A 20,224-nucleotide genomic window follows, 5' to 3' on the forward strand; every position below is an offset into this window, starting at 1 on the left:
CACCGCGCAGCCGTCCGGCGGGTCCCTCGGGCGAGTTAACGTCGTCAACCCCGGGCAGCGGCGGCGGGTCACCGCCGGAGGGGTCATCCGAACGGCATGGAACCCGCGCCGACCTTGAGGTGTGACGTTTCAGCACCGTACTGCGCCCGGCGCACTTTGCCCGGTTTCCTCCGGAGCAGATTATGTGACCCCCCACTGATTCTTTACCAGCCGTGCCGCAACCTTCCCGGGCCTGGCGCGGTAGTCACGTCGTGCGCCCGGCAGCCTCCGCGCCCCGCCCGGCGGACACGGCACGTCTGTCAGAAGAACCAGTCCCTCTCCGTAAAAGGAGCACCATGTCCCTCCCCCTCTCGCGTCGGATCGCCCGAGCCGCGCTGCTGATCGCAGCAGGCGCAGCCCCCGTGGTCAGTGCGGCAGGCTCCGCGAGCGCCGTGGAACTGCCTCAGTCATCCGACCTGGGCGGACTGACCGCAGTGGACACCGCGAGCCTCGCCGACACCGCCGACGGCGCGGTTCAGGGTGCCGGCGACCTCGCCGGTGAGACCGGCGCGAACGCCGCCGAAGCCGGTGGCAAGGTTGTCCGCAAGGCCGTCCCGGCCCTGAGCAAGACCGCCGGCAAGACCGCGGGCAAGACGCTGGGGGAGACCGCTCCGGCCGCGAAGCAGGCCGCGGACAACGCCGCCAGCGACACCGCGGACAGTGCGGGGGACATCCTCACCGACACCCTGCACACCGCCACCGAGGACGGCCTGCCGACCGACGGCCTGACCGACTCGCTGCCGGGTGACGGGCTGTCCACCGACGGTCTGACCGACTCACTGTCCACCGACGGCCTGGCCCAGGCGGTCGGCGACAGCGGGCTGGCCTCGGACCTGCTGCCGACGAACGGCCTGCCGATCAGCTGACGCGGCGCCGCACGGCGAAGCCCGGAGAAGACGCCCTGCCTCAGGCGTCCGCTCCGGGCTCTTCGCGTGTGCGGGTCAGGACGCCGGCGCCAGCTCCGCCAGCCGGCGTACGGCCTCGTCCACCCGCTCGTCGGTGGCGGTGAAGGCGACCCGGACGAACCGCTCCCCCGCGCTCCCGTAGAAGTCGCCGGGCGCGACCAGGATGCCGCGCTTGGCGAGGTCGCCGACGGTGTCCCAGCACGACTCGTCCCGCGTCGCCCACAGGTAGAGCGACGCCTCGCTGTGCTCGACACGGAAACCGGCGGCCTCCAGGGCCTCGCGCAGCGCCGTACGGCGGCGGGCGTAGCGCTCGCGCTGCTCACCGACGTGCTCCGTGTCGCCGAGCGCGGCGACCGTCGCGGCCTGCACCGGCGCGGGGATCATCATGCCGCCGTGCTTGCGGATCTGGAGCAGCTCACCGAGGACGGCGGCGTCGCCGACCAGGAAGGCGGCTCGGTAGCCCGCCAGGTTGGAGCGCTTGGACAGCGAGTGGACGGCCACGATGCCGTCGTACGAGCCGCCGCACACGTCCGGGTGGAGGACGGAGACGGGGTCGGCCTCCCAGCCCAGTTCGATGTAGCACTCGTCGCTGAAGAGCAGGACGCCGTGCTCGCGCGCCCAGGCGACCGTACGGCGCAGCTCGTCGGCGCCGAGCACGCGGCCGGTCGGGTTGGACGGGGAGTTCAGCCAGAGCAGCTTGAGGCCGGCGGGGTCCAGCTCCAAGGGGGCGTCGTAGACGACCGGCTCGGCGCCCGCCAGGCGCGCGCCGACCTCGTAGGTGGGGTAGGCCAGACGCGGGTACGCGACACGGTCGCCGGCGCCCAGGCCGAGCTGGGTCGGCAGCCAGGCGACCAGTTCCTTGGAGCCGACGACCGGCAGCACGTTGGTGTGGGCCAGGCCGGTCGCGCCCAGGCGCTCGCCGGCCCAGCCGGTGATCGCGTCGCGCAGCGCGGCGGTGCCCCACACCGTCGGGTAGCCGGGGCTGTCGGCGGCGTCCGTGAGGGCTTTCCGCACGAGCGCGGGCACGGGGTCGACCGGGGTGCCGACGGACAGGTCCACGATGCCGTCGGCATACGCGGCCGCCGTGGACTTGTACGGCTCCAGCCGGTCCCAGGGGAAGACCGGAAGACGGGATGAGACGGTGCCCACGTTGCTCTCTTTCCTCACGTTCCTCTGGCCGCACAGGGCTGGAAACGCCTCGGCCCCGTGCGGCGTCGGCATCCCGGTCTCAGGTGACGGGGAGGCCGGCCGTACGGGACCGGGGCGGCGCCATGCGGCCGCTTACTGGTTCTGCGGCGGCAGCGCTGCGATGAAGGGGTGGTCACGCTCGATCAGGCCGAGCTTGCTGGCACCACCGGGCGAACCGAGCTCGTCGAAGAACTCGACATTCGCCTTGTAGTAGTCCTTCCACTCCTCCGGGGTGTCGTCCTCGTAGAAGATCGCCTCGACCGGGCAGACCGGCTCACAGGCGCCGCAGTCAACGCATTCGTCCGGGTGGATGTACAAGGACCGGGAGCCCTCGTAGATGCAGTCGACGGGGCACTCCTCGATGCATGCCTTGTCCTTGACGTCGACACAAGGCTGCGCGATGACGTAGGTCACGCTGTCGTTCCTCCTCGGTAGGGCTGGCGGACCGATTGGCAGTTCCGCCGCGGGGCGCGCGGGAGCGCGGCGTCGTCGATGCCCGCACCTAGTATCTCCGTTCCCGGGCACGAGACGAACAAGAGGGGCGGGTAGAGCCGTGGAATTCACTACCGGCGGACGGCTGGAGGTCCACATCACCCGTGCTGACGTGGGCAAAAGGGTATCTGTCCGGCGCTTGAGCGGCGCTGGGGAGGGGGCCGCGAAGTTCACCGACACGGTCGGTGTTCTCACATCGTGGGACGAGGGTGTGCTGAGCATCACACGCCGGAACGGAGAGACCGTCCGGTTCACCGAGGCCACTCTGGTCGCGGGAAAGACGGTGCCCCCGGCGCCCGCCCGCCGCCGCTCCCCCGCCACCAGCGCGCCGGAACTGGACCGGGTGGCCACCCGCGGCTGGCCGGCGGTGGAGAGCGCGTGGCTGGGCGAGTGGCAACTGCGGGCCAGCGGCGGATTCACCCGGCGGGCCAACTCGGTGGCGGCCCTGGGCGACCCGGGGCTGCCGCTGGACACCGCCCTGGAACGGGTCCGGGCCTGGTACGCGGAGCGCTCACTGCCCCCGTACATACAGGTCAGTACGGGCGCTCCGGGCACCCAGGAAGACCTGGCGGCCGAGCTGGACCGGCGCGGCTGGACGCGCGAGGTGACGGCGGAGCTGCGTACCGCCGCGCTGGCACCCGTCGGCGACCTGGACGCGGACGTGTCCCGGGTGGCGCTCACCCGGGAGACCGGCCCGGACTGGCTGCGCCGCTACCGGCGGTCCGCCGAGCCGGGGCCCGAGGTGCTCAAGGTGCTGCAGGGCGGCCCGTCCGTGTGGTTCGCCAGCGTGCCCGACGACGGAGGCAACGCGGCCGCGATCGGGCGGTGCGTGGTGGACGGGCGCTGGGCCGGCTTCGCTGCGGTCGAGGTCGGCGCGGAGCACCGGCGGCGGGGCCTGGCCTCGGCCGTGATGGCGGCGCTCGCCCGCAAGGCCCTGGACGAGGGTGCCTCGGCCGCGTATCTCCAGGTCGAGACGGACAACCACGACGCCCGCGCGCTGTACGACGGGCTGGGCTTCGTCACCCACCACCATTACCACCACTGGCGCGCCTCCCAGGGAGGCCCGAGCTGAACGGGTACGAACCTCGTATGCATCCGGACCCGGACCCGAACGGGGACGACACGTCCGCCGAGCGGCGCCGGAAGTTCGCCGAGGCGGCGCGCGACGAGCGGCCGGACCTCGCCCGGCTGTGCCTGCTGATCGCCGCGGAGGCCGACCCCGCGCTGGACGAGGCGGGCATGGACGCGGCGCAGATCGAACTGGACGCGTTGGCCGGGCGGCTGCCGTACGCGCCCGCCGGCGGGCCGCGCCCCTGGGCCCGCAACGTCGCCGAACTGCTCGGCGCACGCCTCGGCTTCCGCGGCACACCCGCCGAATACCGGCGGCTGGAGTCGTCGCTGCTGCACGAGGTGCTGCGGCGCCGGCGGGGCCTGCCGATCCTGTTGTCGGTGGTGTGGCTGGAGGTCGCGCGGCGGGCCGGCGCGCCGGTGTACGGCGTGGCGCTGCCGGGCCATTTCGTCGTCGGCTTCGGTGACCCGTACGGCTCGCACGTCCTCGCCGACCCCTTCGACGGCGGCCGGCTGCTGACCGACGAGGACGCCGGGGTGCTGGTCGCGGGCGCGACCGGGGCTCCGCTGACCGAGCAGATGCTGGCGCCGGCCGACCCGCTGGAGATCGTGCTGCGCATCCTGAACAACATCCGGGCGTGGGCCACCGCCCGGCCGGAGCGCAGCGATGTGCAGCTGTGGGCGGTCGAACTGTCCCTGCTGCTGCCCAGCCACCCGGCGCGGCTGCGCCACGACCACGCGCAACTTCTCGTGCAGCGCGGGGACTTCCTGGGCGGCGCGGCCGGGCTGGAGGAGTACGCGAAGGTGGTGGAGGGGGTCGATCCGGCCGCCGCCGCGGCGGTGCGGCGTCAGGCGGCGGCGGCCCGCGCCATGCTCAACTGATCCTCCGCGGCCTGCCCTGCCTGCTCGACGGCAGGCTGCTGCCCGGCGGTGTGCGGACTGCGGCGCACGATCAGTACGGTCGCGTCGTCCTTGAGGTCGCCGCCGGTGAACCGTTCCAGGTCGGCGCGGAGCGTGTGCGCCAGCTCGTCCGGCTCCAGGTGCGTCCAGCGGGCCAGCCGGTCGGCCAGCGGGTAGAACGAACCGTCCGCGCCCCGGGCCTCGGTCACGCCGTCGGTGCACAGCACGATCCAGTCGTCCGCCACCGGCTCGGCGGCCACGCTCTGCCGCGGCTCGCCGGTGAGCCATCCCAGGCCCAGCGGCAGGCCGCCTTCGCCGTCGTTGCGCTCGGTGACCCGGCCGTCCCGTACGAGGTAGTACGGGATGTGGCCGCAGGACAGCACCTTGGCACTGTCCTGCCCGCGCACCTCCAGCAGCAGCGCGGTGACGAACCGTTCCTCGCCGCCGCGCTCCGCGGAACGGACGTTGTAGCGGGCCAGTGCCTGCTCCATCCGTTCGGCGACGACTTCCAGACGGTCCGTGTAGTACGCCGCCTCCCGAAAGGAGGCCAGCACCTCGTGCCCGGCGCCGATCGCGGGCATCCCCTTGCCCTGGACGTCGCCGATCACCAGCCGCAGCCCGTGCGGCGTCTCCACGGCCTCGTAGATGTCCCCGCCGACCCGGGCCCCCTCCTGCGCGGAGACATAGAACCCGAACGCCTCCAGCGGCCCGGCGGTCAGCGGCAGCTCGCGCAGCATCTCCCGCTGTACGGCGTCGGCGACCATGCTCGTACGGGCATACAGCGCCTCGCGCTCCAGCCGCGTACGGCACAGCACCAGCGCGAACACGGCGACCAGCAGCGCCCCGAAGACCCCGACGACCTTGCTGGCCACGGACCAGTCCGGCACGAGCCGGATCTGGATGAACACCTGGCACAGCACGTACACGGCGGCCACCGCCGCGGTCCACCGGTAGGGGCAGCGCAGCGCGGCGATCAGCGGCGCGATGCCCATGAACAGGGCGAAGTGCAGCTGCGGGCCGGTCCCCGCGTCCGCCAGCGTGATGGCCAGGGTCACGACGACCAGCAGCACCGCCACCGCGCGGTCCCGCGCCGGGGTTCGCTGAAGAGTCATCACCCTTCCCAGCCTGCGCCCGCCGCCGTACCCCGCCCAGGGCCGAAAGTCCTGGTGAGGCCGTTGCGCGGGTGAGACTGCTTACAGCGCGGGCCCGCCGCCGTCCTGGTTACAGCCAGCCCTTGGCGGCTGCCGTACGGACGGCTTCGGCGCGGTTGCGGGCGCCCGTCTTCTGGATGGCGGTGGACAGGTAGTTGCGTACCGTGCCGTGCGAGAGGTGCAGGGCGGCGGCGACCTCCGCGTTGGTGGAGCCGTCCGCCGCGGCGCGCAGCACGTCGCACTCCCGGTCGGTGAGGGGGTTGGCCCCCTCGGACAGCGCGGCGGCGGCCAGCGCCGGGTCGATGACCCGCTCACCGCGGAGCACCCGCCGTACGGCGTCCGCGAGCTGTGCGGCCGGTGCGTCCTTGACCAGGAACGCGTCGGCGCCGGACTCCATGGCGCGGCGCAGGTAGCCGGGCCGCCCGAAGGTGGTGAGGATGACGACCTTCAGCGCCGGAAACTCCTCGCGCAGCAGCGCGGCGGCGTCCAGCCCGCTGATGCCGGGCATCTCGATGTCGAGCAGCGCCACGTCCACGGGCCGCTCCCGCACCGCGCCGACGACCTCGTCACCCCGCGCGGCCTGCGCCACGACCTCCATGTCGGGCTCCAGCCCCAGCAGCGCGGCCAGCGCTTCGCGGACCATGGACTGGTCCTCGGCGAGGAGGAGGCGCACTTTCTTCACGGGCTGCTCGCCGTGCGGGTCAGTCATGCGGACACCCTAGCCAGGCAAGGGAAAGCGCAGGTCAACGGGCGCCGGTGGGGACGACGGATCAGAGGTAGAAGCGCTTGTGCTGCTGCGTCGGTTCGAAGGTCTGGCGGCAGCCGGAACACCACCAGTGCCAGGTCTCCTGTCCCCGGCCCGAGTCGCTGGTGTCCTTCCACAGGCGGCGCCGGTCGCGGCAGGCCGGGCAGCCGGGCGGGGCGAGGGGACCGACGACGGCCCGCGGGTCGATGGGTGGCATGGCGCCAGCCTGCACCGCCCGGAGCGCCGGGGCGCCGGTTCTCGCGCCGGGCCACTCCATCGGGGGGAGCGGGAGCGGGCGCCCGCGCGCCGGAGCCACCGGAGCGCACGGCCGTACGCCTCACGCCCCCTTGGCGCCTCACGCCCCCGGGCTGTGCTCCGCGGGCCGGGCGCCGGTACCGGACACCGGCACGCTGCCGAGCGGGACGTACGCGCGCAGGGCGAAGCCGCGGCCGCGCGGCGCGGCGCCCGTCTCCAGGCGGCCGCCGGCCAGGTCCAGCCGCTCGCGCAGGCCGGCCAGGCCGTTCCCGTGGTGGTGGCTGCCGCCGCGCAGCGGCCCGGTGCCGTCGTCGACGACGGACAGGCACAGGAACCGCCGTTCGTCGGCCTCCCACTCCTCGGTGAGCAGTACCTCGCAGCGGCCGGCGCCACTGTGCCGTACGACGTTGGTGACGGCCTCCCGCAGCGCCCAGGCCAGCGCGCCCTCCCCGTCCTCCCCGAGGCCGCCGTGCTCCTTTTCCACGGCCGGGTCGATGTCCGCCATGATCGCCGCGGTGCGCAGCGCGGCGCGTGCCCCGGCCAGTTCGACGACCAGGCGGGGGCGCCGGTAACCGGTGACGGCCTCGCGGACGTCCACCAGCGCCTGGCGGCTGACCCGTTCGATGTCGGCGACCTGCTGGGCCGCGCGGTCCGGCTCGGCGGGCAGCATCCGCCCGGCCAGCTCGCTCTTGAGCGTGATCAGGGAGAGCGAGTGGCCGAGCAGGTCGTGCAGGTCGCGGGCGAGCCGCAGCCGCTCCTCGTTGGCGGCCAGCCGCGCGACCTCCACCCGCGCCTCGCGCAGCTCCTTCGTCGTACGGATCAGATACTGCACGCCGACCATCGCGAACCCGCTGAGCAGGCAGGGCAGGGCGTACGCGAAGAGGTAGGCGCGCACGTTCTCGTGACGCATCCCGATCAGCACGAGGACGGCGGTCAGTGCGGGGATCGCCCACCGCGAGGTGCTGAACGACTGGGTGACGGCCACCGAGACGCACACGAAGGTGAAGAGCACCAGCCAGTTCGGCCCGAGGACCGAGGCCAGCAGGACGGCGAGCGCCGCGATGAAGGCCACGGCCGCCCGGACCGCCCAGTCCTTGCAGGGCCGGTGGGTCATGTGCCGGAAGAGCACGACGAAGTAGACGGCGACGAACGTCAGGAGACCGGCGCAGCCCAGCAGCTCGTGCGCCGGGGACATCCCGCCGTCGAGCAGGTCCCCGATCGGCCCCGCCAGGTACAGGAACCAGATGACGACCCAGGCGCTCTTCACCAGCGCCTGCCGGCGGGTGCGGGGTGCCGATCCGATCATCACCGGGTTGGGCTCGGTCTCCGGGCACTTCATGCCGTACGCGTGTCCTTCCGGTAGAGCCAGCCCGCGCCGCCCGCGAAGACGAGCAGGTAGCCGGCGAGGATGGCCAGGTCCTTGGCGTCCGGTGCGTGGCCGGCCTCGATGGCCGTGCCGAGCGCGGCGTACGCGTGGGTGGGCAGCCACTCGGCGATGTTCTGCACCCACTGCGGCAGGATCGTCAGCGGCATCCACAGCCCGCCGAGGAACGCCAGCACGAAGTAGATCATCATGGCGATCGGGCGGACCGCGTCACCGCTGGCAAGGTAGCCGATGGCCACGCCGAGCGCGGCGAAGACGAAGCTGCCGAGCCAGGTCGCGACGAGGATGGCGATCCACTGCCAGGCCTCCAGCCGGACGCCCTTGACCGTCGCGGCGACCAGCATGACCAGCACGATCGACGGCAGGCTGACCGTCGCGGCGGAGCCCATCTTCGCGGCGACGTAGCCACGTCCGGGCAGCGCGGTCAGCCGCAGCTGCCGTACCCAGCCCTTCTCGCGCTCCTTGGCGATCGCCTCGCTGTTGCCGATCAGTACGGCGGTCATCGCGCCGAACGCCGCCATGGCGACCATGAAGTACAGGGGCATGTTCAGCTGCATGCCCGGTATCGGCTTGCTGCCGGCGCCGCCCGCGATGATCAGGTAGAGCACTGGCGGGTAGATCACCGAGAAGAACAGGAACTTCTTGTTCCGCAGGGCGCGGACGATCTCCAGCTTGATCAGGGTGGTCATCGTGCCGCCTCCTCGGCGGTCGCTGCGTCGGTGATGGCGATGAACGCCTGCTCCAGGCCGAGCCCGGCCACTTCCAGGTTGCGCGGGTACAGGCCGAGGCCGTACGCGGCGTGCATCGTCGCGTCGGCGTCCCCGGACTGGATGCGCACGGTGCGCCCGGAGACCTCCAGGGAGGTCAGGTGCGGCAGCCGGCGCAGTACCTCGTGGTCGACCGGCCCGTCCAGGTCGAAGACGATCCGGCGGGCACCGGCTCGCGCCTTGATCTCGGCGGCGGTGCCGTCGGCCAGCACCCGGCCGCGGTGCAGCACGATCACGCGGTCCGCGACCTCGTCCGCCTCTTCGAGGTAGTGGGTGGCGAACAGCACCGTACGGCCCTGCCGGGCCTGGGCCCGCATGGTGTCCCAGAACTTCTGCCGGGAGGTGACGTCCATGCCGGTGGTCGGCTCGTCCAGCACGATCAGTTCGTTGGCGCCGGCGGTGGCGAGCGCGAAGCGCACCCGCTGCTCCTGGCCGCCGGAGAGCTTGTCGACCATCCGGTCGGCGATCTCGGTGATCCCGGCGCTGTCCATGATCTGCTCGACCGGGTAGCCGCCCGGGTGCAGGTCGGCGGCGAGCTTGACCAGCTCACGGACCTTCACGCCGGTCATCAGGCCGCCGCTCTGCAGCATGGCGCCCACCTTGCCCTGCTCGATGGCGCGCTGCGGGCTCGTCCCGAAGAGCGACACGGACCCGGTGTCGGCGTTGCGCAGGCCCAGGAGCAGGTCGAGGGTGGAGGACTTGCCGGCGCCGTTGGGGCCGAGGAGGGCGACGGTCTCGCCCGGGTACAGTTCCAGGTCCAGGTCGGCCACCGCCCGTACGGCGCCGTAGTTCTTGCTGACTTTACGGAAGCTGACCACGGGCTCCGGACCCGCCCGGCGCCCCGCGGCCCGGTCTGTGGTGATGGCAGTGCTCGTCATGTGTCCCAGCTTCACAGCGGGGCGGTGACCTGCGGCAGTGTCGCCTGTCGCAAGTACGGGATGACAGATGTCATGGGTGGTGTCCCCTAGGGTGCGGCTCCGGCGGTCCCGGAAACGGCCGTGCCGGGGTCAGCCGGGTACGCCCATGCGCTGCGTGCCGACGACCGACAGCAGCCGCAGGGCCTCGGCCGACGGCGAGCCCGGAGCGGCGGTGTAGATGACGACCCGCTGGTCCCGGTCGGTGACATCCAGGACGTCACAGCTGACGCTGACGGGCCCGACGAGGGGGTGCTCGAAGGTCTTGCAGAGGGTGGGCCGGGCGGCCACCTCGTGGGCGGCCCAGAGCCGGGCGAACTCCTCGCTGCCCGCCAGCAGCTCCTCGACCAGGCCGGTCACCTCCGGGTCGGTGGAGTAACGGGCCGCCGCGGCACGCAGTTGCTGCGCGGCGGTCCGGGCGAACGCGTCCGCGTCCGAGACGCCGTACAGCCGCCTGCCGTGCGGGTGCGGGCCGAGGAAGGCGCGCCGGACGAGGTTGCGGTCCCGGCGCGGGAGCGCGGAGAAGTCCTCCATCAGGGCGGCGGCCAGCTCGTTCCAGGCGATGACCTCGTACGTCGCCGAGATGACGATCCCCGCCGCCTCGGGCAGCCGGTGCAGCAGGTCGACGAGGCTCTGCCGTACCTCCCGCGAAGGGCCCGGCGGGGGCCCGGGCGGGGCACCGGCGAGGTGGTGGAGGTGGTCGCGTTCGGCGTCCGACAGGCGCAGGGCGCGGGCGAGCTGGGCCAGCACCTCGCGGGAGGGGTGCGGGCCGCGCGCCTGCTCCAGCCGCGTGTAGTACTCGGCCGAGATGAACGCCAGCTGCGCCACCTCCTCGCGGCGCAGGCCCGGGGTGCGGCGGCGCGTCCCGGCGGGCAGCCCCACGTCGGCGGGGGTGATGCGTTCGCGTCTGCTGCGCAGGAAGTCGCCAAGTTCTCGTCGGTCCACCGCACCAGTGTGCGCGGGCACCGGGGCGCCCAGCCAGGTACTCCCGGGGCCTGGCTGAGCGGTGCGGCCGGGCACAGGCTCATCGGCATGAACCACACACCGACCACATCCACATCCACCTCGACCGCGACCACCACCACGGCCACGGCCTCGGGCCTGCTCACCGGCAAGGTCGCCTTCATCACCGGGGCCGGCCGCGGCATCGGCGCCGCGGCGGCACGGCTCTTCGCCCGGGAGGGCGCCCGTGTGCTCCTCGCGGCGCGCACGGAAGCCCAGCTCAAGGCGGTGACCGAGGACATCCGGGCGGCCGGCGGCACCGCGGACCACGTGCGGTGCGACCTGGCGGACGCGGCGAGCGTCCGGGCCGCCGTCGAACGGGCCGTGGAGCTGTACGGCCGGCTCGACGTGGCCTTCAACAACGGCGCGACGGGCCAGCCGCCCGGCCCGCTGGACCAACTGCCGGAAGCCGACTTCGACCTGGTCAGCGCCGTCGACTTCAAGGGCCCGTGGCTGGCCATGACCGCCGAGGTCGCCGCCATCCGGGCCACCGCGGGGCGCGGGGCCATCGTCAACACGTCCAGTGTCGGGAGCCTGATGGGCAATCCCGAACTGCCCGTGTACGGCGCGGCGAAGCGGGCGGTCAACAGCCTCACCGCGTCGGCGGCCGTCACGTACGGCCGGGAGGACATCCGCGTCAACGCCATCGCGCCCGGCACCACGCTGACCGAGATGCTCCGCGCGTGGGACGAGCAGTCCCCCGGCACCATCGAGCAGCTCAACGCCCGCACCCCGCTGGGCCGCGCCGCCGATCCGGAAGAGGTCGCCCAGGCCGCGGCCTGGCTGCTCAGCGACCGTGCCTCCTACGTCACCGGGACGGTCCTCCGGGTCGACGGCGGTATGTGCGCCTGAGAGCCTGCCTTTGAACCCCCGTCGTCCGCCCGAAGGGCGGGCGCAGCGGCGGTCGGTGCGTGCGATGGGGGTCCCCCTGCTCGAAGAGCTCGGGGGAGTGCGTGCCGGGCGTCGGGGCGCAGGCGGGGGTTCAAAGACAGGCTCTCAGCGGACACGGGCGTCGTCGCGGCGCGCCGAGGGCCTGCGTCAGCCCTTCCGGGTGCCGCAGAACTCGGCCTCGACCACACCCACGTACGAGGCGGCGTCGCCCAGCCAGTCGCCGTTGATGTTGAACGTCAGCTGGTGGCCGCCGTCCCGGGTGCCGACGACCCCGGAGACGGAGCCGTTGGCGCGGCCCGTCTTGCCCACCACGGTCACCCCGCAGGAGAGGGTGACGGACTCGATGCCGAGTCCGTAACGGTAGCCCGTGACGTCCGCGGGCACGGTGGTGAACATCTCGCGGGTCGCCGCCGGGCCGAGCAACCGCCCCCGGGTCAGGGCCCGGAAGAACGTGTTCAGGTCGCCGGTGGTGGAGATCATGTCGCCCGCCGCGCCGAGCCACGACATGTTCTGTTCGGTGGCGTCCACGACCGGCGCGTCGGGTTCCTTCTGCCGCAGCCGCGAGTAGGCGGTGGGGTGCGGCAGCGGCATCCGGGGGTCCAGCCCGGGGAATGAGGTCTCCCGCAGCTTCAGCGGGCCCAGGATGCGGCGCTGCGCCTCGTGGGCGTAGGAGTGGCCCGTCGCCTTCTCGATGACCATGCCGACGAGTATGTAGTTCGTGTTGCTGTACCGGGCCGCCTCGCCCGGGGCGTTGTGCGGGGGCTGCTGCGTCGCGAGGGCCACCAGATCGGCGGGGCGGTAGGTGTCGTAGCGGTGGCCGGGGAACCCGGGGCCGGAGGTGCGGTGGGAGAACCCGGGGTCGGCGGAGTAGTTGGCGAGGCCGCTGGTGTGATTCAGCAGGTGGCGCAGCCGGATGGCACGGCCGTCGTTGCCGTTGCCGCGTACGGCGCCGGGCAGCCACTTCTCGACCGTGTCGTCCAGGTCGAGCCTGCCCTCCTCCGCGAGCTGGAGGAGGACGGTGGCGAGAACGGTCTTGGTGATGCTGGCGGCGCGGAAGTGGCCGGCGCGGGTCCGTTCGCGGCCCGTGACCGTGTCCGCGTGACCGGCCGCGCCGAACCACCGGCCGCGCCCGTCCCTGGCCTCCGCGGCAACACCGGGAAGGCCGGCCTCGTCGACCACGGCCCGCAGCGCTTCCTGGGTCGCCCGGTGGCCGCCCGGATGCCGGTCGGGCGACGCGGCTCCGGCGGCCGGACCGGTGGCAAGGACGGCCGTGAGGGCCAGGGCGAGGGCCGTGGCGCGAGCGGTGGCCGGGCGGAGGGTGGTGACGCGGGTGGTGGCCGGGCGGCAGGCGGTGGTCTGGCGGAGGGGGGTGGTGCGGGTGGTGGCGGGCCCGGTGGTGGCGCTCGGGCGGTCGGTTGCGGAGCTGCGGTCGGTCACGGAGACGCGGTCGGTTACGGAGGTCATGACCGGGACGCTATGGCGCGCCGGGGGCCACCCGGTATCGACGAAAGTAAGGTCGGCGCCCTCACTTTGGGAGGGTGTCCGGCGGCCGGGGGGGCCGGGCCGGGAGCCCGCTCCGGGTGTCCGGCAACCGGGGAGCCAGCCCCGAAGCCCGGCCCGGGTGGCCGGCAGCCCGGAGCCGGGTCCCGGTCTCCGGCAGCCGGGGCCGAGGCCGGGCCAGGGCGTTTTTGACGGATCTCCGCGGGGGACGGAGCGGCGTTCGGTGCGTCCGCTTGGGGGCCCCTGCTCGAAGAGCCAGGGGGAGTGCCGGGCGTCGCGATGCCGCGGAGATCCGTCAGAAGCGCCCTGAGAGCCGGTTCCGGCGCCCGGAACGGCGTCGAGCCGGTCCCGTACGACGGTACGGGACCGGCTCGACGTGCCGGGTGCGGAGCGACGGACGGTCAGCCCGTGCCGGCGCCCTCGACCTTGGCGACACGCTTCTGCGGTGCGGGCGGCGCGGTCTTCTTGAGCGCCTGCGTCATCGCGGCGGCGGCGTGCTGCGGGGTCATCTTGACCTTGCCGGAGCCGCCGTCGATCGTCACGTTGTCGAAGGCGTGGCCGTACTTGTCCTCCAGCTTGGCCAGGTCTATGACCGGCTGGAGCGAGCCGTCGGAAGCGACGGCGAAGGACAGCAGCTCGCCGATGGAACGCTGGCTGAACGGCACCTCGACGCCGCCCGCCGACAGGTAGACCCATCCGGAGACGGCCGGCTCGGCCATGTCCTTCATGGCCCGGTCGACCGCCGCCTTGTCCGCCTTCGGCCGCTGCTCGACGGCGGCCAGTACCACCGGGGTGTTCTTGCCGCCGGCCGCCCGCTCCAGGTACGCCTTCTCGATCTTGCTCTTGGACGCCTTGACGTCGACCGCCTTGTAGGGCGTGCCGTAGTGCGGGACGGCCTTGCCGTTCTCGAAGGTGATGCCGCCGTCCTTGGCGGCACCCGCGGAGCCGGCCACCGCCCTGAGCGCGACGTCCAGCTTCTCGTCGTCGGTGATCATCGCCGGCTCGGCCGTCCGGGTGCCGCCGAACAGCGAGCTGATGACGGAGACCGGGTTGTAGTCCCGCCCGGAGGCGTCCCGGACCGTGGCCTGGGTGTCGATGTTCAGCCCGGCCTTGGCCGGCACGAGTGTCTGCTCCTTGCCGTCCACGGTCAGCTTCAGCGGCTCGTTACGGGTTTTGCCGACGGCCGCGTCGAGCTTCTTGACGGCCTCTTCCTTGGTGGTGCCGCCGATGTCCACGCCCAGCGCGGTGGTGCCGTTGGGCACGTCCGCGTGGTCGAGCAGCAGCCCCGCGCCGTACGCGACGCCCGCCAGCACGACGACCGCGACGCCCAGCAGAACGACCTTGTTGCGGCCCTTCTTCTTGGGGTTTATCGGCTCGGGGATCTTGGCGCGCGGCGGGGCCGGGGTGTCCTGGCCGCCGCCCGGTCCGGGCGGGAAGGACCCGCCGGGTGCCGGGGCGGCGTCGGCGGGGACCGTCGGAATGCCGCTGACCAGGGTGTCGCTGGAGAGCTGGTCGCCGCCGGTACGGCCGGGGCCGCTGGGCGCGCCGCCGGGGAACCCGCCGCCGCCCTGGCCGCCGTTCGGCACACCGCCCGTGATGCCCCCGGTGACGCCGATGCCGCTGCCGGGGCCGGCGGGCGGGGCGGGGGGCTGCGGGGTGAGTACCGCGGTGTCGTCGGTCATGCCGGGGCCGCCGTCCGCGCCCGGTGCGCCCGGGGTGTGGAAGCCGGCGGGCAGGTCGAAGGCCGAGTCGCCGGTGGCCGGACCGGTCGTCGGGCCACTCGGGCCACCGGGCGTGTCGAACGGGCTGCCGGTGCTGCCCTGCCCCGTAGGCGCGTCGAACGGGCTCGCGGGTGCGTCGAACGGGGACGGGGCCGCGTCGAACGGCGAGCCGCCGCCCTGCTGCGCGGGCGCGTCGGAGAAATACGGCAGGTCCGGGCGCGACGATCCGCCGTCGGCCGGGTTCTGCGGCGCGGCGGGAGCCGGGTCCGGCGAGGCCGGTGCACCGGCGGAGGCCGCCGTCGGCTTGCGGGGCGAGAACCAGTCACTGGTCTTCTCGGCCGGAGCGCCCTTGGCGCCTTCGGAGCCGGCCGCGTCGGGCTTGCGCGTACTGCCGGTGCGCTCAGACCCGGCAGACCCGGCAGACCCGGCAGATCCGGCGGACCCGGCAGACCCGGTGGTCCCGCCGGTTCCGGCACTCCCGGCAGCCCCGGCTGCCCCGGCGCTCCCGAAGTCGGACGCGGTCAGGCCGGACACACCGGATGTACCGGACGCACCGGCAGCCGCCGGTCCGCCCGCCCCGGACTCCTCGCCGACGGGCTTGCGCACGACGACCGGCGGGATGGGGCGGGACCCCGGAATGTTGATCTTGATCCGCGTGGTCAGCGTGGTCTCGGTCTTCGGCTCCTCCGGCTTCGCCGCGGCGTCGGCCGCCACTGCATCGTCCGCCTCGGTCCGAGGCGTTCCGTACGGCGGTGTCCCCGACGGGTACGCGGCACCGCCGCGCCCCTGGGCGCCGGAGGACGAACTGTCAGATTCACGACTCAAAGCAGGTTCTCCCGGTTGGCTCCGCCGCTCGTCAGTACGGTGCTTGGGCGGCTCGGCGGCGCGCACCACCATACTGGCCGCCATCGGCGGACACCCCGGGAGCAGGGCAACACCCCGCTCCCGGACCGCCGGGCGGTACCGAAAATGATCATTGGGGCCGGTGCTTACTTGCCAAGTCGGGCCGCTTGCGCACCGTTGGCCCGCATCTGCGAAGCGGTGGCACAGATCACAGCCAGCACGATGCCGCCGACGAGGAAGACATAGGTACCCAGGCCGGCGCCGAAGAGGAAGTCGCCCTCGGGGCGGGCGTCGCTGAGCAGGATCACGGTCACCAGCCAGCCCGCGCCCGGCGCCAGCACGCCACCCGTACGGCCGAGCGCCGCCCGGCCCCCGTAGAAGAGGCCACCGGCCGCCGCCAGTGCCAGCAGCAGTCCGCCGGGGAACCACGCGGCCTGGACGAGCCCGCCCGCGGTCGCCACCAGGGCGCCGAGGACGAACAGCAGGACGTACGCGGCCACCCGGCCGGGGCTCAGCGGCGCGGCGAGACCGGTGGCGGCCGCCGCGCCTCCCGCGCCCGCCTTCCCGGCACCGGCGCGGGCACCGCCACCGCCACTGGCGCGGGCACCGGCACCGGCCGAGGCCTTGGCCGCCGCGCCCTGACCACCCTGACCGCCCTTGGGAGCCGCCGACGCGCCCGTCTTCGGCCCCCTGCCGCCCGCCGTGGCCCTGGTCCGCTTCTTCGCGCCGCTCATACCGCCGTCTCCTTCTCGTCCTCGGTACGCTCCCTGTCCCCTTCGCCGTCCGTCACGCCCGCGAAGAGATCGTCCTCACGCTCTCCTTCCACGGCGCCGGACCTGCCCCGTACGAGCTGGTAGTACTCGGTCGCGAAGAGCGGCTGCCCCAGGCCGTTGGAGAGCGCGAAGAAGGGGCCCTCGACATCGATCTGGGTGGCGTGCGCCCGCATCGCCGCCGCCTTCGCGGCCGCGTACCGCTCGCCGCCCACGATCGCGGCGGTCACCACGGCGTCGTCCACGACCCCCGGCACGTCGTCCACCCCGCCGACGCCGGGGAAGGACAGGCCGGCGGCGCGCAGCCGCACGAAGCCCTCCTCGACGGCCGAGCGCGGAGTGCGGTTCCAGTAGATCTTCCCGATCCGGTGCGGCGCGCCCAGCTCGGGGCGGAAGTCCGGGTCGGCGGCGAGGTCCGCGGCGCGCATGGCGACGCGGTGCGCCTGGATGTGGTCGGGATGGCCGTATCCGCCGTTGTCGTCGTACGCGACCAGCACCTGCGGCCGGACCTCGCGGACCACGGCGACCAGATGTCCGGCGGCCTCGTCCGGGTCGGCCTGCCAGAAGGCGGCCGGCCGGTCGTTCTGCGGGGCGCCCATCATCCCGGAGTCGCGGTAGCGGCCCGCGCCGCCCAGGAAGCGGTGGTCGGTGACCCCGAGCGCCTCCATGGCCGCGGCCAGCTCGCCGACGCGGTACGGGCCCAGGGCGTCGTCCCGGTCCGGCGCCAGGTGGGCCAGGTCCGGCGGGATGACCTCGCCCTCTTCGCCGCGGGTGCAGGTCACGAGCGTGACCAGGGCCCCTTCGCTCGCGTACTTGGCCATCGTGGCGCCATTGTTGATGGACTCGTCGTCCGGGTGCGCGTGCACGAGCAGTATCCGGCGGGCGGGAAGGTCGGTCATGGAGACAGCGTACGAGCCGGGCGGCCGGGACCCTGCATCCCGATCCGGCCCGCCCGGCCCGTCCCCCGTTCAAGGGCCGGGCCCGCCGCTTTCCGCGCACGGACCTCGGCGGGCGCCCGGCGCCGCACGGCCCCAGGCAGGCGCCCGGCGCCGCGCGGGCACCCGGCTAGAACTTGATGCCCCCCAGCATTCCGGCGACGTTCGTCGTCAGCTGCTTGATGGTCGGGCCGATCGACGAACTGGCCAGATAGAAGCCGAGCAGCATGCACACCAGCGCATGTCCCGTCTTCAGCCCGGACTTCTTGACGAGCAGGAAGACGATGATCGCCAGCAGCACCACCGCCGAAATCGTCAGTGCCACGGCGGCTCACCTCCAAGTACGCACGGTCCGGACAGCGTTGGGACGACGCGGGGCCGACGGCTGACGGCCCCGCGGGCACGGGGAAGTCACGCTCCCCTCCCCTACCCACTCCGCGGTCTGGATCATAACTTTCCACGCTCGCGCATATGTCGGTGCACGGGAGCAGAACGGGGGCGCACGCGATCATCGAAGTACGGCCACGGCCGAGGCGCGGCCCCGTAGGCTCGTCCGCATGACCGGACAGCTCTCCTTCCCCCGGCAACACGCCCGTACCCAGCGCTTCTCCCTGGGCGCGCCGCGCGGCTTCGCGGTGGCGCCGGACGGTTCGCGTGTCGCCTTCCTCCGCTCCCGTACGGGCACCGATCGAGCGAATCTGCTGTGGGTACTGGACCTTGACGAGGGGCGGGAGTACGCCGCCGCCGACCCGGCGACGCTGCTCTCCGGCGCGGACGAGGAACTGTCCCCCGAGGAGCGGGCCCGCCGGGAACGTACGCGCGAAGGGTCGTCCGGTGTGGTGGGCTACGCCGTGGACGCCGCGGTGGAACTGGCCGCCTTCACCCTCTCGGGCCGCCTGTTCACCGCCGAGCTGCGCGCCGGCACGGCCCGCGAACTGCCCGTTCCGGGCCCGGTGGTGGACCCCCGCCCGTCGCCCGACGGTCGGCACATCGCGTACGTGTCCCGGGGCCGGCTGCGGGTCGTACCGGCCGACGCCGCACACGGGGACGACGGGGACGGCACGCCCGGCGACCGTTCCCTCGCCGAGCCGGACGGCCCGGACGTCACCTGGGGCCTCGCGGAGTTCATCGCCGCCGAGGAGATGGGCCGCCACCGCGGTTTCTGGTGGTCCCCGGACAGCGACCGCGTGCTGGCCGCGCGCGTCGACGACTCACCCGTACGGCGCTGGTGGATCGCCGACCCCGCGCGGCCGGGCCGCGAACCGGCGCGGGTCGCCTATCCGGCGGCCGGCACCCCCAACGCCTCCGTGGGCCTGGCCCTGCTCGGCCTGGACGGTTCGCACACGGACGTGACGTGGGACCACGAGCGCTATCCGTACCTGACGCGCGTGCACTGGTCGGCGGCGGGCCCGCCGCTCCTCCTCGTACAGAGCCGTGACCAGCGCGCCCAGCGCTACCTGACGGTCGACACGAAGACCGGCGCGACCAGCACCGTGCACGCCGACGAGGACCCGCGGTGGGTGGAACTGGCCACCGGATCGCCCGCCTGGACGCCGGACGGGCGTCTGGTGCGCGTCGCGGACGAGGGCGGGGCGCGCCGGCTCTTCGTCGGCGACCGGGCGCTGACGGCGGCGCCGCTGCACGTACGGGCCGTCCTGGACATCGGCGAGGACGACGTGCTGTTCACGGCGAGCGCCGAGGACCTGCACGACATCGGCGTCTACCGCGCCTGGTACCGGGGCAGCGGCGACCAGAGCGGCTGGGAGCGGATCGGGCGGCGCCCGTACCCCTCGGTGTCCTCCGCGGTGCGCGGCGGCGCCGTGACGGTGCTCTCGCACGCCTGTCTGGAGCGGCCGGGGGCGCAGACGGAGGTGGTGCGGCTGGAGGCGGACGGCGGTGAGACCTGGCTGGCCGCGGTCGGCTCGTACGCCGAGGTGCCGGTGCTCACCACCAGCCCGCGGCTCGCGCTGTCCGGTGAGCGGCGGATCCCGTGCGCGGTGCTGCTGCCGACCGGCTACCAGGAGGGCGACGGGCCGCTGCCGGTCCTGATGGACCCGTACGGCGGTCCGCACGGGCAGCGGGTGGTGGCCGCGCACAACGCCCACCTGACGGGCCAGTGGTTCGCCGACCAGGGCTTCGCGGTGATCACCGCCGACGGGCGGGGCACTCCGGGCCGCTCCCCCGACTGGGAGAAGGCGATCCACCACGATCTGGCGGCGGTGGTCCTCCAGGACCAGGTCGACGCGCTGCACGGGCTCGCCGGCCGCTTCCCGCTGGACCTGGGCCGGGTCGCGATCCGGGGCTGGTCCTTCGGCGGCTATCTGGCCGGACTGGCGGCGCTGCGCCGCCCCGACGTCTTCCACGCCGCCGTCGTGGGCGCCCCGGTAACCGACCAGCGGCTGTACGACACCCACTACACGGAACGGTATCTGGGGCATCCGGACGAGGACCCGGCCCGTTACACCGCCAACTCCCTGGTCGGCGACGACGGCCTGGTGGGTGCCGCGGAGCAGCACCGGCCGATGATGATCGTGCACGGTCTGGCGGACGACAACGTGGTGGTGGCGCACAGCCTGCGGCTCTCCTCCGCGCTGCTGGCGGACGGCCGGCCGCACGAGGTGCTGCCACTGTCGGGCGTCACGCACATGACGCCGCAGGAGCAGGTCGCCGAAAACCTCCTGCTGCTGCAGGTCGACTTCTTGAAGAGGTCGCTGGGAGTCAACTAGCCCAGCATGTGAGCGGGTTGGAGATCGC

General features: G+C 73.5%; 19 protein-coding genes. 5 read left to right on the plus strand and 14 right to left on the minus strand.

Annotated features, from left to right (window positions below; translation table 11 throughout):
• The first annotated feature begins 335 nt into the window (after positions 1 to 335).
• Positions 336 to 905 carry an ATP-binding protein gene (locus ACZ53K_RS00645; protein WP_468830186.1) on the plus strand — a complete coding sequence of 190 codons (570 nt, stop codon included), beginning with the start codon at positions 336 to 338 and terminating at the stop codon, positions 903 to 905.
• A 75-nt stretch (positions 906 to 980) separates the two neighbouring features.
• Here the strand turns inward: ACZ53K_RS00645 and dapC are convergent, their stop codons facing one another.
• Together dapC and fdxA are read right to left on the minus strand one after the other, a co-directional pair.
• On the minus strand, positions 981 to 2,093 hold the full coding sequence (dapC, locus tag ACZ53K_RS00650) for a succinyldiaminopimelate transaminase (RefSeq protein WP_468830188.1): 1,113 nt from the start codon (positions 2,091 to 2,093) through the stop codon (positions 981 to 983).
• Between the two features lie 132 nt (positions 2,094 to 2,225).
• Positions 2,226 to 2,546: a ferredoxin gene (gene fdxA / locus ACZ53K_RS00655; RefSeq protein WP_018089397.1), complete on the minus strand. Its 321-nt coding sequence runs from the start codon at positions 2,544 to 2,546 to the stop codon at positions 2,226 to 2,228.
• A gap of 139 nt (positions 2,547 to 2,685) precedes the next feature.
• Between fdxA and ACZ53K_RS00660 the strand changes: the two genes are divergently transcribed.
• Positions 2,686 to 3,696, plus strand: a complete 1,011-nt coding sequence (locus ACZ53K_RS00660; RefSeq protein ID WP_468830190.1) for a GNAT family N-acetyltransferase — start codon at positions 2,686 to 2,688, stop codon at positions 3,694 to 3,696.
• Between the two features lie 17 nt (positions 3,697 to 3,713).
• Positions 3,714 to 4,574: a transglutaminase family protein gene (locus ACZ53K_RS00665; protein WP_468830192.1), complete on the plus strand. Its 861-nt coding sequence runs from the start codon at positions 3,714 to 3,716 to the stop codon at positions 4,572 to 4,574.
• Here ACZ53K_RS00665 and ACZ53K_RS00670 read toward each other — a convergent pair.
• The 7 genes from ACZ53K_RS00670 to ACZ53K_RS00700 all read right to left on the minus strand — a co-directional run bounded on the left by ACZ53K_RS00670 (position 4,541) and on the right by ACZ53K_RS00700 (position 10,753).
• Complete coding sequence (locus ACZ53K_RS00670; RefSeq protein ID WP_468830194.1) at positions 4,541 to 5,704, minus strand: PP2C family protein-serine/threonine phosphatase; 1,164 nt, start codon at positions 5,702 to 5,704, stop codon at positions 4,541 to 4,543. The two genes, ACZ53K_RS00665 and ACZ53K_RS00670, sit on opposite strands and share 34 nt — an antisense overlap.
• Positions 5,705 to 5,813: 109 nt before the next feature.
• A complete protein-coding gene (locus ACZ53K_RS00675) occupies positions 5,814 to 6,452 on the minus strand; it encodes a response regulator (RefSeq protein WP_468830196.1) in 639 nt (212 codons plus the stop codon).
• A 61-nt stretch (positions 6,453 to 6,513) separates the two neighbouring features.
• Positions 6,514 to 6,705, minus strand: coding sequence for a hypothetical protein (locus ACZ53K_RS00680; RefSeq protein WP_468830198.1), 192 nt, complete (start codon positions 6,703 to 6,705; stop codon positions 6,514 to 6,516).
• 138 nt (positions 6,706 to 6,843) lie between these two features.
• Positions 6,844 to 8,082 (minus strand): sensor histidine kinase, encoded by a 1,239-nt coding sequence (locus ACZ53K_RS00685; RefSeq protein ID WP_468830200.1) that lies wholly within the window; start codon positions 8,080 to 8,082, stop codon positions 6,844 to 6,846.
• Positions 8,079 to 8,816 (minus strand): ABC transporter permease, encoded by a 738-nt coding sequence (locus ACZ53K_RS00690; protein WP_468830202.1) that lies wholly within the window; start codon positions 8,814 to 8,816, stop codon positions 8,079 to 8,081. The genes ACZ53K_RS00685 and ACZ53K_RS00690 overlap by 4 nt, the downstream gene beginning before the upstream one ends.
• Positions 8,813 to 9,772 (minus strand): ABC transporter ATP-binding protein, encoded by a 960-nt coding sequence (locus tag ACZ53K_RS00695; protein WP_468830204.1) that lies wholly within the window; start codon positions 9,770 to 9,772, stop codon positions 8,813 to 8,815. Before ACZ53K_RS00695 ends, ACZ53K_RS00690 begins: the two co-directional genes overlap by 4 nt.
• 129 nt (positions 9,773 to 9,901) lie before the next feature.
• Positions 9,902 to 10,753, minus strand: coding sequence for a helix-turn-helix transcriptional regulator (locus tag ACZ53K_RS00700; protein WP_468830206.1), 852 nt, complete (start codon positions 10,751 to 10,753; stop codon positions 9,902 to 9,904).
• Between the two features lie 87 nt (positions 10,754 to 10,840).
• On the opposite strand from ACZ53K_RS00700, the gene ACZ53K_RS00705 reads away from it, so the two are divergent.
• Complete coding sequence (locus ACZ53K_RS00705) at positions 10,841 to 11,662, plus strand: SDR family NAD(P)-dependent oxidoreductase (RefSeq protein ID WP_468830208.1); 822 nt, start codon at positions 10,841 to 10,843, stop codon at positions 11,660 to 11,662.
• 186 nt (positions 11,663 to 11,848) lie between these two features.
• On the opposite strand, the gene ACZ53K_RS00710 is transcribed toward ACZ53K_RS00705, so the two are convergent.
• The 5 genes from ACZ53K_RS00710 to ACZ53K_RS00730 all read right to left on the minus strand — a co-directional run bounded on the left by ACZ53K_RS00710 (position 11,849) and on the right by ACZ53K_RS00730 (position 17,795).
• Positions 11,849 to 13,165 (minus strand): serine hydrolase domain-containing protein, encoded by a 1,317-nt coding sequence (locus ACZ53K_RS00710; RefSeq protein ID WP_468830210.1) that lies wholly within the window; start codon positions 13,163 to 13,165, stop codon positions 11,849 to 11,851.
• 437 nt (positions 13,166 to 13,602) lie between these two features.
• On the minus strand, positions 13,603 to 15,747 hold the full coding sequence (locus tag ACZ53K_RS00715) for a hypothetical protein (protein ID WP_468830212.1): 2,145 nt from the start codon (positions 15,745 to 15,747) through the stop codon (positions 13,603 to 13,605).
• A 164-nt stretch (positions 15,748 to 15,911) separates the two neighbouring features.
• Positions 15,912 to 16,499: a DUF6113 family protein gene (locus tag ACZ53K_RS00720; RefSeq protein ID WP_468830214.1), complete on the minus strand. Its 588-nt coding sequence runs from the start codon at positions 16,497 to 16,499 to the stop codon at positions 15,912 to 15,914.
• Complete coding sequence (mshB, locus tag ACZ53K_RS00725; RefSeq protein WP_468830216.1) at positions 16,496 to 17,434, minus strand: N-acetyl-1-D-myo-inositol-2-amino-2-deoxy-alpha-D-glucopyranoside deacetylase; 939 nt, start codon at positions 17,432 to 17,434, stop codon at positions 16,496 to 16,498. Before mshB ends, ACZ53K_RS00720 begins: the two co-directional genes overlap by 4 nt.
• 166 nt (positions 17,435 to 17,600) lie before the next feature.
• Positions 17,601 to 17,795 (minus strand): hypothetical protein, encoded by a 195-nt coding sequence (locus ACZ53K_RS00730; RefSeq protein WP_030020272.1) that lies wholly within the window; start codon positions 17,793 to 17,795, stop codon positions 17,601 to 17,603.
• A gap of 232 nt (positions 17,796 to 18,027) precedes the next feature.
• On the opposite strand from ACZ53K_RS00730, the gene ACZ53K_RS00735 reads away from it, so the two are divergent.
• On the plus strand, positions 18,028 to 20,196 hold the full coding sequence (locus ACZ53K_RS00735) for a prolyl oligopeptidase family serine peptidase (RefSeq protein ID WP_468830218.1): 2,169 nt from the start codon (positions 18,028 to 18,030) through the stop codon (positions 20,194 to 20,196).
• Positions 20,197 to 20,224 lie beyond the last annotated feature (28 nt).

It is taken from the genome of Streptomyces sp. NPDC033221, from assembly GCF_055577005.1.

Excerpts from the sequence above, each read along its gene's own strand:
- ACZ53K_RS00710 (WP_468830210.1), bottom strand. The coding sequence starts at position 13,165 with ATGACCTCCGTAACCGACCGCGTCTCCGTGACCGACCGCAGCTCCGCA.
- ACZ53K_RS00645 (WP_468830186.1), top strand. The coding sequence starts at position 336 with ATGTCCCTCCCCCTCTCGCGTCGGATCGCCCGAGCCGCGCTGCTGATC.
- ACZ53K_RS00720 (WP_468830214.1), bottom strand. The coding sequence starts at position 16,499 with ATGAGCGGCGCGAAGAAGCGGACCAGGGCCACGGCGGGCGGCAGGGGG.
- ACZ53K_RS00685 (WP_468830200.1), bottom strand. The coding sequence starts at position 8,082 with ATGAAGTGCCCGGAGACCGAGCCCAACCCGGTGATGATCGGATCGGCA.
- ACZ53K_RS00670 (WP_468830194.1), bottom strand. The coding sequence starts at position 5,704 with ATGACTCTTCAGCGAACCCCGGCGCGGGACCGCGCGGTGGCGGTGCTG.
- ACZ53K_RS00735 (WP_468830218.1), top strand. The coding sequence starts at position 18,028 with ATGACCGGACAGCTCTCCTTCCCCCGGCAACACGCCCGTACCCAGCGC.
- ACZ53K_RS00680 (WP_468830198.1), bottom strand. The coding sequence starts at position 6,705 with ATGCCACCCATCGACCCGCGGGCCGTCGTCGGTCCCCTCGCCCCGCCC.
- ACZ53K_RS00690 (WP_468830202.1), bottom strand. The coding sequence starts at position 8,816 with ATGACCACCCTGATCAAGCTGGAGATCGTCCGCGCCCTGCGGAACAAG.
- ACZ53K_RS00675 (WP_468830196.1), bottom strand. The coding sequence starts at position 6,452 with ATGACTGACCCGCACGGCGAGCAGCCCGTGAAGAAAGTGCGCCTCCTC.
- ACZ53K_RS00695 (WP_468830204.1), bottom strand. The coding sequence starts at position 9,772 with ATGACGAGCACTGCCATCACCACAGACCGGGCCGCGGGGCGCCGGGCG.
- ACZ53K_RS00705 (WP_468830208.1), top strand. The coding sequence starts at position 10,841 with ATGAACCACACACCGACCACATCCACATCCACCTCGACCGCGACCACC.
- ACZ53K_RS00665 (WP_468830192.1), top strand. The coding sequence starts at position 3,714 with ATGCATCCGGACCCGGACCCGAACGGGGACGACACGTCCGCCGAGCGG.
- mshB (WP_468830216.1), bottom strand. The coding sequence starts at position 17,434 with ATGACCGACCTTCCCGCCCGCCGGATACTGCTCGTGCACGCGCACCCG.